Here is a 17004-nt window from a genome sequence, read left to right on the forward strand (position 1 = left end):
CAAACAAGCGAGGCGCATAATAATGGTTACAAATTTGCCAATGCAACGCTGCGGTTTATATAATATTATATATAAAATCATATAGATGGGTGCGCATGATGAATAAATTACAGCTAAAGCCACGCGAATTAAAAATTATATCCGTCATCGCAGCCACCCACAGCATTGGTGATGCCGCGGCCCTGCTGGGCATGGCGCAGGCCAACGTCAGTAAATATCTGTCTGATTTTGAAACGCGGGTTGGACTGAAGGTGTTTGAGCGCACCACGCGCCAGCTGGCCCTGACCCAGTTTGGTGAAGCGTTACTCCCTTACGTTAATGCCACGCTGGATAAGAACAGTCAACTCGTTAATTTCATTGCTGATTATAAGCATGAAAAGCGCGGAAAGGTCACAATCTATGCCCCCACAGGTATCGTGACCTATCTCGCGCGCCACGTGATCCATCAGATAGAAGACATCGGTGACATTCGCATCTCCCTGAAAACCTACAATCTGGACCGCAATGAATTTTCAGAAGGCGTTTCCTTTCCTGATGACTGCGATATTTTAATTACCTATGCGCAACCGAAAGACGAAAGCCTGGTCGCCAGCGTGTTGACAAAATATTCCGTTACGGCATTCGCAACCGTAGAGTATTTAAATAAACATCCCTTAACGGGACCTGAAGATTTAATTAATCACTCCTGCATTCTTATTGATTCCATGCTGGTCGATGATGCGAACATCTGGCGTTTCCGCGTGCACGGCAGTGATAACGTGCACGACTACCGGGTGACCGGTAATTATATTTGCGACAATACGCAGACGGCCCTGGAGCTGGCAAGAAATAATCTTGGGATTGTTTTTGCACCCAAAGAGAGTCTGAAGAAAGAATTAACGCAGGGGATGCTGGTCCCCTGCTTCCCGCATCAGGAGGAGTGGTGGCTCGATCTGACGGCCATCTTCCGCAAACGTGAATACCAGCCCTGGCGTGTGCAATACGTCCTGGACGGCGTTCTGAACTGCCTGCGCCAGCAAATTGCTCAGGCCGCCCATGGACGGCCTGAGCTGGGCGATTAGAACAGCCCCAGCGGTTTATCGGAGTAGCTGACCAGCAAACATTTCGTCTGCTGGTAATGCTCCAGCATCATCTTGTGGGTTTCACGCCCGATGCCCGACTGCTTATAACCGCCAAAGGCCGCGTGCGCCGGATAGGCGTGGTAGCAGTTGGTCCAGACGCGCCCGGCCTGAATGCCGCGGCCCATTTTATAGGCCAGATTACCGTTGCGGCTCCAGACGCCTGCCCCCAGGCCATATGGCGTGTCGTTGGCAATCTCCAGCGCCTCCTCCATCGTTTTAAAGGTGGTCACGGCCAGCACCGGTCCGAAAATTTCCTCCTGGAAGACGCGCATGTTGTTCTGACCGAAGAGGATCGTCGGCTCAAGGTAATACCCTTCCTGCAGATCTCCTCCCAGCACTTTACGGCGTCCGCCGGTCAGAATATCCGCCCCTTCTTTCTTGCCGATGTCGATATAGTTGAGGATAGTCTCCAGCTGTCCGTGCGAGACCTGCGCGCCCATCTGCGTGACGTTATCGAGCGGATTACCGCTGCGGATAGACTCAACGCGGCGAATGGCCCGCTCCATAAAGCGCTCATAGATGGACTCCTGCACCAGCGCGCGGCTTGGGCAGGTGCAGACTTCGCCCTGGTTAAACGCAAACAGCGCAAACCCTTCCAGGGCTTTATCGAAGAAGGCATCCTCTTCCTCCATCACGTCTGCGAAGAAGATGTTCGGGGATTTCCCGCCCAGCTCCAGGGTCACCGGAATGATGTTTTGCGTAGCGTACTGCATGATCTGCTGGCCCACTTCCGTCGACCCGGTAAACGCCACTTTAGCGATCCGTTTCGAGGTCGCCAGATATTCCCCAATCTCACCGCCAGCACCGTTGACCACGTTAATCACGCCCGGCGGCAGAAGATCGCCAACAATTTCCATCAGCAGCAGCACCGAGAGCGGCGTCAGACGCGCCGGTTTCAGCACAATACAGTTCCCGGCCGCCAGCGCGGGCGCCATTTTCCAGCTCGCCATCAGCAGCGGGAAGTTCCACGGAATAATTTGCCCGACGACGCCTAGCGGCTCGTGGAAGTGATACGCCACGGTGTCGCTGTCTACCTCGCTTATTCCACCCTCCTGAGCGCGAATACAGGAGGCAAAATAGCGGAAGTGGTCGATGGCCAGCGGCACGTCAGCCGCCATCGTTTCCCGGATAGGCTTGCCGTTATCCCAGGTTTCCGCCGTCGCCAGCAGCTCAAGATTTTGCTCCATCCGGTCGGCGATTTTGAACAAAATGGCCGCGCGGTCCTGAACGGAGGTATGAGCCCATTTCTCTTTCGCTTTGTGCGCCGCATCCAGCGCCAGGTCGATATCGCGCTTGCCGGAGCTGGCAATCTCACACAGCGGCTGGCCGGTAACCGGGGTCAGGTTGGAATAGTATTCGCCGTCGACGGGAGCGACCCAGTCGCCGCCAATAAAGTTGTCATAACGGGGCTTCAGCTTGAGGGGAAAACCATACTCGCCGGGCTGGATACGCGATGAGGGAGGATTGTTTGTCATGACCGTCTCCTTGCTGTTGGTGTACAACAAGGGTAGTTCCGGCTGGCGATTTTCTCGCCAGCCGGTAACGGTGTTTACGACGGAGGTCACGGAGTTTCAGGAAATAACAACGAATCTCGCAATAAATGATCGTTACCGCGACGGCGGGTAAAGCCGATGCGGTTGAAATACTCCAGGATCTGAATCGCCAGCTTGCGGCCCACGTTCAGCCGGTCGCGGAAATCGGCCGCGCAGGTGGAGCCCCGCGCCTGATCCAGCTCGCGGATCAGATTGGCAAACGCCACAATACGATCGTTACGGTAATAACGATCTTTTACGATCGCGACTATCAGCCCCTGCTGCGCCGCATGGCGCAATACCTGACGCATCACCTGTTCATCGGTGTTGGTTTCGCGAGCCAGATCGCGAACCCACCACGGCTCATCACCAAACAGCGTGGCGACTTTTTGCCATATCGCCTCTTGCTCTGCGGTGAACCCGGCCTTGTGATCCGGCAGATGCAGCCAGCCGTGGTGGCTTTTAATCACCCCGCTTTCGCGCATGTTTTCAATCAGCAGCAGCACCAGCGCGTCGTCTTCCATCGGCAACGCCATGCGTCGCAGACGCTCACGGCCCGGGCCTGGCTCGTCCTGATGCTGTTCATGGTACGTCGTCAGCGTATTCAGTATCTTACGCTGCCAGTGTGCCGCAACCGGGGCATTAAGCAGACTGTTTCCAGCCTGAATAAAGCCCGGCTGCTGGGTCAGCTGGATTAGGCCTTCCTCGCTCAGCTGGCGTGCCCATGCAAAATCACGCAGACTTACCGCACCGCGATCGAGATGCACCCGCAGCGCGGCGTTATCCTCTCTGGCCTCTGCCAGCGCGGCCAGCCACTGCAGATATTCAGGTTTACGCTTGCCGCGTCGCGGTGGATTCAGCGCGACGACCCGCGCCCCGGCCAGCGTTTCCCGCGCGGAAATATCACGCAGTACCAGACGGTCATTATCTGCAAGCCAGAGCGGGGAATCGAATACCAGTTCGGCAAGGTCGTTTTCCAGCAGCGACACGCGCCCGGTGATATGGCTGGCCGCGTGGTGAATATGCAGCGGCTGCCATTGGGTCAGCGGCATGTGTGTCTGCAGGGAAACAATGACGCGTTCAGACGGTTCCGGTGGGGCATCGGCCAGCAGCCAGTCGCCGCGGTTAAGCTGCTCTTTTTCTGCATCCCCGGCAATGTTCAGCGCGATACGCTGTCCGGCATGGGCACGTTCAGCGGGCTGGTTTTGCGCGTGCAGCCCGCGCACGCGCATCGGTTTGTTCACGCCCGTCAGCCAGAGCGAATCTCCCACGCTGACTTCACCACTCAGCGCCGTACCGGTAACCACCAGACCCGCGCCTTTGACGGTAAACGCCCGGTCAATCGCCAGACGGAAGCGGTGTTGGCTGGCGTGATTGCGCGACGAAAGCTGCTGTAAGTGGTGGCGAAGTTCCTCGATACCCCGCCCTTCTGTCGCCACGGTGACAAAAAGTGGAGCATCGGCAAAACCATATTCCCGCAAGGTCGTCTGTACCGTTTCGCGTACCTCGCTGACGCGTGCGTCATCCACGCGATCGGCTTTGGTCAGCGCCACGGTCAGCTGCGGGTTGCCGGTCAGTTGCAGGATCGCCAGGTGCTCACGGGTTTGCGCCATGACGCCATCATCGCAGGCCACCACCAGCAGGGCATGATCGATGCCTCCCACTCCCGCCAGCATGTTGGACAGAAACTTTTCATGCCCCGGAACATCTATAAAGCCCAGCACGCGGCCATCAGGCTGGGGCCAGTAGGCATAACCAAGATCGATGGTCATGCCGCGCTTTTTCTCTTCCGGCAGGCGGTCGGCGTTAATGCCAGTAATCGCCTGCAGCAACGTGGTTTTTCCGTGGTCGACATGACCGGCGGTGGCAATAATCATTTCAACAACATCTCCAGAAATCGCTCTTCATCTTCAAGGCAGCGCAGATCCAGCCACATTCGGCCGTCGTAAATCCGCCCGATAACCGGCGCAGGCAGGCCACGCCAGCGCGACGACAGGGCGTCAAGATGGCTGCCGCGCCCGTCACGCGGGGTGAACGTGAGTGCTTCACTCGGCAGCCTGTCCACCGGCAGCGAACCGCTGCCAATCTGCGACTGGCAGGGCTCAATGCGAACGTCAAAATCGGGGTAGTGCGGGGCAATGCGCGGCAGCAGCAGTTCGGCCTGGGCGCGAATCGAGGCGGCATCGCGGCTTAACAGGCGCAGCGTGGGCAGGCGGTCGGCCAGTTTTTCCGGATGGAGATAGAGCCGCAGCGTCGCCTCCAGCGCGGCAAGCGTCATTTTATCGGCGCGCAGGGCGCGCTTGAGCGGATGCTGCTGCAGCTGTGCAATCAGCTCGCGCTTGCCGACGATAATCCCGGCCTGCGGCCCGCCAAGCAGCTTGTCACCAGAAAAGCTGACCAGGCTAACGCCCGCCGCAATCATCTCCTGCGGCATCGGCTCTTTCGGCAGCCCGTAAAGACTCAGATCCACCAGCGAGCCGCTGCCAAGATCGGCAATTACCGGGATATCCAGCTCACGCCCTATTTCCGCCAGCTCCGCCTCTTCAACCGTTTTGGTGAAGCCTTCAATATGGTAATTGCTGGTATGGACCTTCATCAGCAGGGCGGTATTTTCATTCACCGCCGCGCGATAATCTTTCGCATGGGTGCGATTGGTGGTGCCCACTTCATGTAGCGTGCAGCCTGCCTGGCGCATCACGTCCGGGATACGAAACGCTCCGCCAATCTCCACCAGCTCGCCGCGGGAAACCACCACCTCTTTGCCGCTGGCGGTGGCCGCCAGCATCAGCAGCACCGCGGCGGCGTTGTTATTCACAATGCAGGCATCTTCCGCGCCGGTCAGCTGGCACAGCAGCTCCGCCAGCGCCCGGTCGCGGTGCCCGCGTCCGGCGCCGTCCAGATCGTACTCCAGCGTCACGGGCGCTCGCATGGCCTGTACAACCGCCTCGACAGCCTCTTCTGCCTGCTGCGCGCGGCCCAGGTTGGTATGCAGTACGGTACCGGTCAGGTTAATCACCGGGCGTAACGCGCTTTGCGCTTTCTCATCCAGCCGGCGTTCAACTTCCTGCTCCCACGCCGTGCACCAGTCGGGCAAGACGTTTTCTGACTGAATAGCGCATCGGGCTTCGTCCTGAAGCAGGCGTAACATCTCCACCGTCGCGGTATGGCCGAAGCGCTCAACAACAGCATGAATGCGGGGCTCGCGAAGGAGACGGTCGATAGCGGGGATCTGGCTGTACAGCGAATGATGAGTAGTCATGAAAGCGCCTGGCGAGTAAATATCTTCCCCCCTCCCGACGGGAGAGGGAGTTAACATGTGGAGGGATTGTACCGCCTCCGACGCCGAAGTGTTATAACCCGCGTCAAGCCTTTGGCGGTTCTGTACGGGCAAAGCTCTCGCGGCTAAACAGCGTGTCTGCAAGCTTCACCAGCAGCGGACGGTCGACGCACCAGCCCGGGGAGACGCGGCGGAAGTTGAGATAGCCGATGGCGCAGGCGATGGCGATGGTCCCCAGGTTCAGGCTGTCGGGGTGAATCTTACCCTCCCGGATAAGCTGCTCGCACCTGTCCAGGCTGCGGCTGATTTTTTCCCGCTGGCGTAACAGTTCCGTTTCCGACTGCTGGGCGGCGGGTCTGGCCTGTTCACGTACGGAGGTTAACGCCGCATCCATAATGCCATCGGCCAGGGCTTCGATTTGCTTCACTGCCAGCGCCGCTTTTGGGTCTGCCGGCAGCATTGCCGGGGCAACGCCCAGCAGCTCGATATACTCGGCAATTATCGGGGAATCGAACCAGTATTCGCCCTCGTCCGTCACCAGCGCCGGGACTTTCCCCAGCGGGTTGTACTGCGCAACGCCGTTTTCCGCGTTGTAGGGCTGTTCATTAATGAATTCAAATTCAATCCCCTTCTCCAGCAGGAGAATCGAGATCTTTCGCACGAAGGGACTGGTGTAGCTACCGATGAGTTTCATTGCCTGATCCTTGATGCTGCAAAAAAGTCAGTATGGATCAAGCGATGAAAAAAGGGCAGGTCTGCGTGTCGCATTCCTGCCCTGGAAGGATTAGTGATCGAGGTAGAGGTAGTGCATCCAGCTGGTCATACGGAGCAGCACTTTACGCATGACCGAGACGTGGGCGAAGTGGTCCGAATAGACCGCCACCTGGGCAAAAATACCGTCTGGCAGCGCATCGACCTCCGCATTGGGGTTCAGCTCAATGATGGCCTGCACACCATCACTACCCGGAGTGACCGTCAGCGACTGCAGCGCGCCCTGCGCCTGATAGGTCCCCCCCGGCACCACCGGCAGAATCGCGGTAAGCTTCCCGGAGAACACCTGGCCCGGCAGCGCGTTAAACACCACTTCCGCTTCATCACCCGGCTTCAGACGCAGCAGCGAGTTCTGACGGAACTGGGCCACAATCTGACGCTTCTGTTCAGGAATAAAGACCATCACCGGGCGCAGAGGCAGCGCGGCGGCATAGGTTCCCGGACGGATCAGCACCTGGGTGATGTAACCATTGCTTGGTGCACGCACCACGGTCTGATCCAGATTGTATTTGGCTTCGGCAAGCTGGGCGCGTAAGGAGGCAATCTGCGACTGTTCACCGTTCACCATGCTGTCTAACTGGCTTTGGATCTGCACCTGTTCAGCCACGGAGCCTTTCACCAGCGCATCCTGCGCCAGATAGTTCTGCCGCGCGTTGTCGATATCGCTTTCAGAGAACGGATTCACCTTCGCCTGGCTGCCTTTCAGGTAGCGCTGATAATCTTTATAGAGGCGATCGCGTTCAGCGGAGACGCGCGTGGTATTGGCAACGGCTTCCGCCAGCTGCGCTTTCAGATTATCGATATTGTGTGTCGCGGTTACCAGGTCGGCCTGAAGTCTGTCGACGCGTGCCTGGTAGCGGCCAGGATCCAGTTTAAATAACACTTCGCCTTTTTTAATTAGCTGGTTATTTTTATCGGTCACTTCGCTGACCACACCGGTCACCTGCGGCGTGATTGGAATAGAAATAACCGCTTTTTGCGCCGTAAAGGTATACGGGTGGTTATAGTTCATTAACAGAATAAGTCCGGCAACAATAAATACGCCGCCTAATGTTGCGGTGGCAAGCGTCCACTGGTTGACCGGAATTCGGAATATTTTAAAGATGGCCCAGGCAAATGCCACGTAGGTCAAAATAATCAACAGATCCATGATTAGCGCTCCAGCGTGTTCTTATCAGCAGCAGGCTTTACCGCGGCCAGCTTTTGTTCGAGTTCCGCCACGCGTTTGGCGAGCGCATCCATGCCCGGGACCTCATCAGGCTTTGTAATGTGGTTTTGCATACCCCAGCCACGATCTTCGCGGTACAGGGTGGCCCAAATCCACAGGAACGGCCAGATGGCATGGAGCGTAAACAGGCTAATCCACCCTGCCGTGTGAATTGCATCGGCATGCGGATGGTTACGCTTTTTGGCCATATTGTAAGGGATGTCATGAATGGCGATGATTCCGTAAAACAGAACCAGAAATACAAAAATCAGTACGCCCAGCGCAAAATAGTTGAGAAACATATTCTCCTCACTTAAACAACGTCAACTCATTAAATTAATAAAACGGTACGCAACCTAATTAATTTTTATAAACACGGGGTTGTGTTCATTATTCCCAGGGCCGGGAAGTATGTATTTTTATAATATCTCCATGCAAGTTTATAAGCGTGTCAAAATATATCCTGAATAATAATAGACTTAACCTTACAATATGAGCGTAATCCACCTTTTAACTTTTCGCCATACCACACATCAAAAGTGGTTTTTTAGCTTATCGTGTCGTGCAATATCATCCTGGCGCTGAATCGCGAATCAGAGTTTGCCGCCGATCACAGCCGGAGAAATCCGCATAAAAATATTTTGTGAAATAAGTCACAATCCAGAAACAAACACATGAAATCAAAACGTGACAAACATCACGAAAATGGGTGGTTTTTGCCGTATTTCTCGCCATCGTATTTTTTTTGCACACCTGTTTTGTGATTAAGATCACCTCATTGATGTCCACACCCCCTACATTTACGTGACATACGTCACACAAATTTTCGCTGTCTGGACAGTTGAACGATTCAGTGCCAGATTTCACAGCATCAGAACAGGGTCCGGCTACCTCTGCCGCCTCATTAACAATAAACCTCGGGCCGCAAGCCTAAGCGTAAACAGAAGAAGGGGTGTTTTATGTCATCCGATTTCAAGATCAAAGTTCAAAGCTTTGGTCGTTTCCTCAGCAACATGGTGATGCCAAATATCGGCGCGTTTATCGCGTGGGGTATCATCACCGCATTGTTCATTCCGACAGGGTGGTTGCCTAACGAAACGCTGGCGAAACTTGTTGGCCCAATGATTACCTATCTCCTGCCGCTGCTCATCGGTTTCACCGGGGGTCGTCTGGTGGGCGGTGACCGTGGTGGCGTCGTGGGTGCTATCACAACCATGGGTGTTATCGTCGGTGCGGATATGCCGATGTTCCTCGGTGCGATGATTGCCGGTCCTCTGGGCGGCTGGGCGATTAAGAAATTCGACGTCTGGGTTGATGGTAAGATCAAATCCGGCTTCGAAATGCTGGTGAACAACTTCTCTGCGGGCATCATCGGGATGATCCTCGCCATTCTGGCGTTCCTCGGCATTGGTCCTGCGGTTGAAGTGCTGTCTAAAATTCTGGCGGCAGGCGTTAACTTCATGGTGGCGCACGAGATGCTGCCGCTGGCGTCTATCTTCGTTGAACCGGCGAAAATCCTGTTCCTTAACAACGCCATCAACCACGGCATCTTCTCGCCGCTGGGTATCCAGCAGTCTCACGATCTCGGCAAGTCTATCTTCTTCCTGATTGAGGCCAACCCGGGCCCAGGTATGGGCGTTCTGCTGGCGTACATCTTCTTTGGCCGTGGCAGCGCTAAACAGTCTGCTGGCGGCGCGGCGATCATCCACTTCCTGGGCGGTATCCACGAAATTTACTTCCCGTACGTGCTGATGAACCCACGTCTGATCCTGGCCGTTATCCTCGGCGGTATGACCGGTGTGTTCACCCTGAGCGTGCTGGGCGGTGGTCTGGTTTCTCCAGCCTCTCCGGGGTCTATCCTGGCGGTACTGGCGATGACGCCAAAAGGGGCTTACTTCGCAAACATCGCGGCGATCTTTGCGGCAATGGCCGTCTCCTTCGTGGTCTCTTCAATCCTGCTGAAAACCAGCAAAGTGAAAGAAGATGATGACATTGAAGCGGCAACCCGCCGTATGCACGACATGAAAGCCGAATCCAAAGGCGCGACGCCACTGGCAGCAGGTGATGTCTCTAACGACCTGAGCCACGTGCGTAAAATCATCGTTGCCTGTGATGCCGGTATGGGTTCCAGCGCAATGGGTGCAGGCGTGCTGCGTAAGAAAGTGCAGGATGCGGGCCTGACCAACATCTCCGTGACCAACAGCGCTATTAACAGCCTGCCGCCGGATGTTGACCTGGTTATCACGCACCGCGATCTGACCGAACGCGCCATGCGTCAGGTACCACAGGCACAGCACATCTCGTTGACCAACTTCCTCGACAGCGGCCTGTACACCAGCCTGACCGAACGTCTGGTTGCCGCGCAGCGTCACGAAGATAACGAAGTGAAAGTGCGCTCCAGCCTGCAGGACAGCTTTGACGAGAGCAACGCCCACCTGTTTAAGCTGGGTGCGGAAAACATCTTCCTCGGTCGTACCGCGGCCACCAAAGAAGACGCGATTCGCTTTGCCGGTGAGCAGCTGGTGAAAGGCGGCTACGTTCAGCCTGAATATGTTGACGCGATGCTGGAACGCGAAAAACTGACGCCAACCTACCTGGGCGAATCCATCGCGGTGCCGCACGGTACGGTTGAAGCGAAAGATCGCGTCCTGAAAACCGGCGTCGTATTCTGTCAGTATCCGCAGGGCGTGCGCTTCGGTGAAGAAGAAGACGACATCGCCCGTCTGGTGATTGGTATCGCCGCTCGCAACAACGAGCACATTCAGGTGATTACCAGCCTGACCAACGCGCTGGATGATGAGTCCGTCATCGAGCGTCTGGCGAATACCACCAGCGTGGAAGAAGTGCTGGCACTGCTGAACAAATAAGTTCTCTTCCCTCTCCCCCCGGGGAGAGGGCTAGGGTGAGGGGAAAACGTTCCTCACCCCAGCCCTCTCGGGTAAAAACATTGATGAAGGTTAACACTATGAAAGCATTACATTTTGGCGCAGGTAATATCGGTCGTGGTTTTATCGGTAAACTGCTGGCAGACGCGGGCATTACCCTGACATTCGCCGATGTGAATCAGGTTGTCCTGGATGCCCTGAATGCCCGTCATAGCTATCAGGTCCATGTGGTCGGTGAAAACGAGCAGGTTGAGACGGTATCTGGCGTCAACGCGGTCAGCAGCATCGGCGACGACGTTATTGACCTTATCGCCAGCGTCGATCTGGTTACCACCGCCGTGGGTCCGGTTGTGCTTGAGCGCATCGCCCCTGCGGTCGCGAAAGGCCTGGCAAAACGTAAAGTGCAGGGTATCAATACCCCGCTGAATATCATCGCCTGTGAAAACATGGTGCGCGGCACCACGCAGCTGAAAGGGCACGTTCTTAACGCTGTAGCAGACGAAGATAAAGCCTGGGTTGAAGCGCACGTCGGCTTTGTGGATTCCGCTGTGGATCGCATCGTTCCGCCGTCCGAATCCGCCACCCACGATCCGCTGGAAGTGACCGTAGAAACCTTCAGCGAGTGGATCGTTGATAAAACCCAGTTTAAAGGCGCCCTGCCGACCATTCCGGGAATGGAATTAACCGATAACCTGATGGCATTTGTCGAACGCAAACTCTTCACGCTGAACACCGGGCATGCTATAACCGCGTACCTCGGAAAATTGGCCGGTCATCAGACCATTCGTGACGCGATCCTCGATGAGAAGATCCGCGCGGTGGTAAAAGGGGCAATGGAAGAGAGCGGCGCGGTGTTGATCAAACGCTACGGTTTTGATGCTGAGAAACACGCAGCATACATCCAGAAAATCCTCGGTCGCTTTGAAAACCCGTATCTGAAAGATGACGTTGAGCGCGTGGGCCGTCAGCCTCTGCGCAAACTGAGCGCGGGCGACCGCCTGATTAAGCCGCTGCTGGGCACGCTGGAATACGGCCTGCCGCACGCCAACCTGGTGAAAGGGATTGCCGCCGCAATGCACTACCGCAGCGAACAGGACCCGCAGGCGCAGGAACTGGCTCAGCTGATTGATACCAAAGGCGCACAGGCTGCGCTGGCGCAGATTTCCGGTCTGGACGCCAACAGCGACGTGGTTGTGGAGGCGGTTAACGCATACAACGCAACCAAATGATGCACAGTGAGGCGCAGGTTAGCCTGCGCCCGGATAACAGATTGTCAGATATGCAGGCAATAATGGAACAAACCCAGGCCTTTGAAAATCGTGTGCTTGAGCGTCTGAATGCTGGCAAAACCGTACGAAGTTTCCTGATTGCCGCCGTCGAGCTGTTAACCGAGGCGGTGAATATCCTGGTGCTTCAGGTGTTTCGCAAAGACGACTACGCGGTAAAATATGCTGTAGAACCGTTACTGGACGGAGACGGACCGCTGGGCGATTTATCCGTGCGTCTGAAGCTGATTTATGGTCTTGGCGTGCTGAACCGACAAGAGTATGAAGATGCGGAGCTGTTAATGGCGCTGCGCGAAGAACTCAATCATGACGGTAACGAGTACACCTTTACCGATGATGAGATCCTGGGGCCCTTCGGCGAGCTGCACTGCGTCACCGCGCTGCCCCCTGCTCCCCATTTTGATAACAGCGACCCTGAGCTCTACGCGATGCAAAAGCTGCGTTATCAACAGGTTGTCCGTTCCACGATGGTTCTCTCCCTGACTGAGCTGATTTCCCGAATCAGCTTAAAAAAAGCGTTTCAGAAGTAAGCCTGCTCACATTGGTGTATCCTTCCCTGTAAATTCCCCGTTTTCAGAGTTATTTGTCATGAAAGAAGTCGAAAAGAACGAAATTAAACGCCTGAGCGACCGCCTGGATCTGATCCGTCACCAGATGGCGGGCCTGTCACTGGTCGATTCCGCCGAGAAGTACGCCGAGCTGGAAAAAGAGGTCGCCACGCTGGAAACAGAAATCGAGCGCCTGCGCGAAGTGAAAGGCCAGAAGCTGAGCAAAGAAGCGCAGAAGCTGATGAACATGCCGCACCGTCGTGCGATCACCAAAAAAGAACAGGCCGACATGGGCAAGCTGAAGAAAAGCGTCCGTGGTCTGGTGGTGGTACACCCGATGACCGAGCTTGGCCGCGAAATGGGCCTGAAAGAGATGACGGGTTTTTGTAAGACCGCGTTCTGATAATTCTCCCTCTCCCCGTGGGAGAGGGCCGGGGTGAGGGCATCAGGCCCCACCCCGCTTCAAATTGGCCCAACCAATCCCCCTTTTCTTTCTTCCCCGGTTCACAATTCCATTATTTCCGCTCACAAAATCATTGCTAACTCATAACATCCAGTTAACCATTCATTGTCATTAACCTTACAACACAACATTGGCAGGACCACTTTTACACAGACTGTGATGCAGAGATGAGCGGAGACTCACCCGCAGCGCAGGCTGTCTGGTCCCCAGGAGACCTGCATGAGCCTCTGGCAACAAAACTACGACCCGGCCGGCAATATCTGGCTGTCGAGCCTGATCGCATCGCTTCCGATCCTGTTCTTCTTCTTTGCGCTGATTAAGCTCAAGCTGAAGGGCTACCTCGCCGCGACGTATACCGTTGCTATCGCCCTGATGGTGGCGCTGTTCTTCTACAAAATGCCGGTCGATCGCGCGCTGGCCTCCGTCGTCTACGGTTTCTTCTACGGCCTGTGGCCGATTGCGTGGATCATCATCGCCGCAGTCTTTGTCTATAAAATCTCGGTGAAAACCGGACAGTTCGACATTATCCGCTCGTCGATTCTCTCCATTACGCCGGACCAGCGCCTGCAGATGCTGATTGTCGGCTTCTCCTTCGGGGCGTTTCTGGAAGGTGCGGCAGGCTTTGGCGCACCGGTGGCGATCACCGCCGCGCTGCTGGTGGGTCTGGGCTTTAACCCGCTGTATGCCGCGGGCCTGTGCCTGATTGTGAACACCGCGCCGGTGGCGTTTGGTGCGATGGGTATTCCGATTCTGGTGGCCGGGCAGGTCACCGGGCTGGACAGCTTCGAGATCGGCCAGATGGTCGGTCGCCAGCTGCCGTTCCTGACCATTATCGTCCTGTTCTGGATCATGGCGATTATGGACGGCTGGCGCGGCGTGAAGGAGACCTGGCCTGCGGTGATGGTGGCGGGCGGTTCGTTCGCTATCGCTCAGTACCTCAGTTCGAACTTCCTCGGCCCGGAGCTGCCGGACATCATCTCTTCGCTGGTGTCGCTGGTCTGCCTGACGCTGTTCCTGAAACGCTGGCAGCCGGTACGTATTTTCCGCTTTGCCGACATGGGCGCCTCGCAGGTTGATCAAACCCTGGCCCGCACAGGCTATACCGCGGGCCAGGTGATCCGCGCCTGGTCGCCGTTCCTGTTCCTGACCGCAACGGTCACCCTGTGGAGCATCCCGCCGTTTAAAGCCCTGTTCGCGCCGGGCGGGGCGCTGTACGACATGGTGATTAATATTTCCGTGCCGTTCCTCGACAAAATGGTCGCCCGTATGCCGCCGGTGGTGCACGCCGCCACGCCGTATGCCGCGGTCTATAAATTCGACTGGTTCTCCGCTACCGGGACCGCCATCCTGTTTGCCGCTATCCTTTCCGTGGTATGGCTGCGCATGAAGCCTGCGGCCGCGGTGCAGACCTTTGCGGCGACCGTTAAAGAGCTGATGCTGCCGATCTACTCCATCGGCATGGTGCTGGCGTTCGCGTTTATCTCGAACTACTCCGGCCTGTCATCGACGCTGGCACTGGCGCTGGCGCATACCAGCCACGCCTTCACCTTCTTCTCGCCGTTCCTCGGCTGGCTGGGGGTGTTCCTGACCGGTTCCGATACCTCGTCGAACGCCCTGTTTGCCGCACTGCAGGCAACGGCAGCCCAGCAGATTGGCGTATCGGACGTCCTGCTGGTGGCCGCGAATACCACCGGCGGCGTGACCGGGAAAATGATCTCGCCACAATCCATCGCCATTGCCTGTGCGGCGGTGGGACTGGTCGGTAAAGAGTCGGACCTGTTCCGCTTTACCGTGAAACACAGCCTGATATTCACCTGCATGGTGGGGGTGATCACCACCCTGCAGGCCTATGTCTTAACCTGGATGATCCCATGATAGTGATGCCCAGACGCCTGTCCGACGAGATTGCCTCTCGCGTGCGGGCGCTGATTGAAGAACAACAGCTGGAAGCGGGCATGAAGTTGCCCGCCGAACGCCAGCTCGCCGCCCAGCTTGGCGTGTCGCGCAATTCACTGCGTGAGGCGCTGGCGACGCTGGTCAGTGAAGGGGTACTGGTGAGCCGTCGCGGCGGCGGCACCTTTGTGCGCTGGCAGCATGACGACTGGTCCGAGCAAAACATCGTTCAGCCGCTGAAGAGGCTGATGGAGAACGATCCGGACTACAGCTTCGACATCCTCGAAGCGCGTCACGCCATCGAAACCAGTACCGCCTGGCACGCGGCCATGCGGGCAACCGACGCCGACAAAGAGAAACTCATCGCCTGCTTTGAGGCCACGCAAAGCAGCGACCCGGATATCGCCTCCCAGGCGGACGTCCGTTTTCACCTGGCGATTGCCGAGGCGTCGCACAACGTGGTGCTGCTCCAGACCATGCGCGGGTTCTTCGACCTGCTGCAATCCTCCGTGAAGCAGAGCCGCCAGCGCATGTATCTGGTTCCGCCGGTGTTTGCCCAGCTGACCGAACAGCACGAGGCGGTGCTCAACGCCATTCTGGCCGGTGATGCCGAGGCCGCACGCAAAGCGATGATGGCGCATCTCGGCTTCGTGCACACCACCATCAAACGATTCGATGAAGACCAGGCCCGACAGGCGCGTATTACCCGTCTGCCTGGCGACAGTGATATTTCCAGGGAGAACAAAGCATGATTATTTCAGCAGCCAGTGACTATCGCGCCGCGGCGCAGCGCATTTTGCCGCCGTTCCTGTTCCACTACATCGACGGCGGGGCGTATGCCGAATACACCCTGCGCCGCAACGTGGAAGATCTGTCGGAGGTGGCTCTGCGCCAGCGCGTGCTGAAGAATATGTCTGACCTGAGCCTTGAGACAAAACTGTTCAACGAAACGCTCTCCATGCCGGTGGCGCTCGCGCCTGTAGGCTTATGCGGGATGTATGCCCGCCGTGGCGAAGTGCAGGCGGCCGCGGCGGCGGATGCCAAAGGCATTCCGTTTACCCTTTCCACCGTGTCCGTCTGCCCGATTGAAGAGGTCGCCCCGACCATCAAGCGGCCGATGTGGTTCCAGCTGTACGTCCTGCGCGATCGCGGCTTTATGCGTAACGCGCTCGAGCGCGCGAAAGCGGCGGGCTGCTCCACGCTGGTCTTTACCGTCGATATGCCGACCCCCGGCGCGCGCTACCGCGATGCGCACTCCGGCATGAGCGGCCCGAATGCTGCGCTCCGTCGTTACTGGCAGGCCGTGACCCACCCCCAGTGGGCGTGGGATGTCGGCCTGAACGGTCGGCCTCACGATCTCGGGAATATCTCGGCTTACCTCGGTAAACCGACCGGGCTGGAGGATTACATCGGCTGGCTGGCGAACAACTTCGATCCGTCGATCTCGTGGAAAGACCTGGAGTGGATCCGCGAGTTCTGGGACGGCCCGATGGTGATCAAGGGGATCCTCGACCCGGAGGATGCCCGCGATGCGGTATGCTTTGGGGCAGACGGGATTGTGGTCTCTAACCACGGCGGACGCCAGCTTGACGGAGTACTCTCTTCCGCACGCGCCCTGCCGGCCATTGCCGATGCGGTGAAAGGCGATATCGCCATCCTGGCCGACAGCGGCATCCGCAACGGGCTGGACGTGGTGCGCATGATTGCGCTGGGCGCCGACAGCGTGCTGCTGGGACGCGCGTATCTGTACGCCCTGGCGACGGCCGGCCAGGCAGGCGTGGCGAATCTGCTTAACCTGATCGAAAAAGAGATGAAGGTGGCGATGACGCTGACCGGTGCGAAAACGATTAGCGAAATCAGTAAGGATTCCCTGGTGCAGGAGTTAAGCAAATTACCGGCAGCGCTGGCTCCCCTTGCTCAGGGAAACGCGGCCTGACCTTCTCCGGTTACTCCCCCCTTTCTCATGCGCCCGAAGTCCCCCTCGGGCGCTTTTTTATGCCAAAAATAACATCCAGATAACA

General features: G+C 57.0%; 14 protein-coding genes. 8 read left to right on the top strand and 6 right to left on the bottom strand.

Features of this window, described 5'->3' with window-relative positions:
• Positions 1 to 95: 95 nt before the first annotated feature.
• Positions 96 to 1061 (top strand): LysR family transcriptional regulator, encoded by a 966-nt coding sequence (locus AC0TOY_RS07025; protein WP_061716202.1) that lies wholly within the window; start codon positions 96 to 98, stop codon positions 1059 to 1061.
• Here the strand turns inward: AC0TOY_RS07025 and aldB are convergent.
• From aldB to AC0TOY_RS07055, 6 genes are all read right to left on the bottom strand, one after another.
• Positions 1058 to 2596 (bottom strand): aldehyde dehydrogenase AldB, encoded by a 1539-nt coding sequence (gene aldB / locus AC0TOY_RS07030; RefSeq protein WP_024906595.1) that lies wholly within the window; start codon positions 2594 to 2596, stop codon positions 1058 to 1060. The two genes, AC0TOY_RS07025 and aldB, sit on opposite strands and share 4 nt — an antisense overlap.
• Positions 2597 to 2682: 86 nt before the next feature.
• Positions 2683 to 4530, bottom strand: a complete 1848-nt coding sequence (gene selB, locus AC0TOY_RS07035) for a selenocysteine-specific translation elongation factor (RefSeq protein WP_048992840.1) — start codon at positions 4528 to 4530, stop codon at positions 2683 to 2685.
• On the bottom strand, positions 4527 to 5912 hold the full coding sequence (gene selA, locus AC0TOY_RS07040) for an L-seryl-tRNA(Sec) selenium transferase (RefSeq protein WP_148770349.1): 1386 nt from the start codon (positions 5910 to 5912) through the stop codon (positions 4527 to 4529). Before selA ends, selB begins: the two co-directional genes overlap by 4 nt.
• A 103-nt stretch (positions 5913 to 6015) precedes the next feature.
• A complete protein-coding gene (locus tag AC0TOY_RS07045) occupies positions 6016 to 6624 on the bottom strand; it encodes a glutathione S-transferase (protein ID WP_157188431.1) in 609 nt (202 codons plus the stop codon).
• Positions 6625 to 6714: 90 nt separating this feature from the next.
• The gene (locus AC0TOY_RS07050) at positions 6715 to 7851 is read right to left on the bottom strand and encodes an HlyD family secretion protein (RefSeq protein WP_024906599.1); all 1137 of its coding nucleotides are present in this window, start codon (positions 7849 to 7851) and stop codon (positions 6715 to 6717) included.
• Positions 7852 to 7853: 2 nt separating this feature from the next.
• Positions 7854 to 8210: a DUF3302 domain-containing protein gene (locus tag AC0TOY_RS07055; RefSeq protein ID WP_024906600.1), complete on the bottom strand. Its 357-nt coding sequence runs from the start codon at positions 8208 to 8210 to the stop codon at positions 7854 to 7856.
• Between the two features lie 657 nt (positions 8211 to 8867).
• Here AC0TOY_RS07055 and AC0TOY_RS07060 point away from each other — a divergent pair.
• The 7 genes from AC0TOY_RS07060 (at position 8868) to lldD (ending at position 16919) form a co-directional block, all read left to right on the top strand.
• Positions 8868 to 10775 (top strand): PTS mannitol transporter subunit IICBA, encoded by a 1908-nt coding sequence (locus tag AC0TOY_RS07060; protein ID WP_473721648.1) that lies wholly within the window; start codon positions 8868 to 8870, stop codon positions 10773 to 10775.
• A gap of 98 nt (positions 10776 to 10873) precedes the next feature.
• Positions 10874 to 12022, top strand: coding sequence for a mannitol-1-phosphate 5-dehydrogenase (mtlD, locus tag AC0TOY_RS07065; RefSeq protein WP_473721649.1), 1149 nt, complete (start codon positions 10874 to 10876; stop codon positions 12020 to 12022).
• Positions 12019 to 12609 carry a mannitol operon repressor MtlR gene (gene mtlR / locus AC0TOY_RS07070; protein WP_032645094.1) on the top strand — a complete coding sequence of 197 codons (591 nt, stop codon included), beginning with the start codon at positions 12019 to 12021 and terminating at the stop codon, positions 12607 to 12609. Before mtlD ends, mtlR begins: the two co-directional genes overlap by 4 nt.
• Positions 12610 to 12667: 58 nt before the next feature.
• A complete protein-coding gene (locus AC0TOY_RS07075; RefSeq protein ID WP_024906604.1) occupies positions 12668 to 13030 on the top strand; it encodes a YibL family ribosome-associated protein in 363 nt (120 codons plus the stop codon).
• 279 nt (positions 13031 to 13309) lie between these two features.
• Positions 13310 to 14965, top strand: coding sequence for an L-lactate permease (gene lldP, locus AC0TOY_RS07080; protein ID WP_023309919.1), 1656 nt, complete (start codon positions 13310 to 13312; stop codon positions 14963 to 14965).
• The gene (lldR, locus tag AC0TOY_RS07085; protein ID WP_061716210.1) at positions 14962 to 15735 is read left to right on the top strand and encodes a transcriptional regulator LldR; all 774 of its coding nucleotides are present in this window, start codon (positions 14962 to 14964) and stop codon (positions 15733 to 15735) included. Before lldP ends, lldR begins: the two co-directional genes overlap by 4 nt.
• On the top strand, positions 15732 to 16919 hold the full coding sequence (lldD, locus tag AC0TOY_RS07090; protein ID WP_473721650.1) for a quinone-dependent L-lactate dehydrogenase: 1188 nt from the start codon (positions 15732 to 15734) through the stop codon (positions 16917 to 16919). Before lldR ends, lldD begins: the two co-directional genes overlap by 4 nt.
• The last annotated feature ends 85 nt before the right edge of the window (positions 16920 to 17004 follow it).

The sequence above is a fragment of the Enterobacter sp. PL_is379 genome, assembly GCF_055817355.1.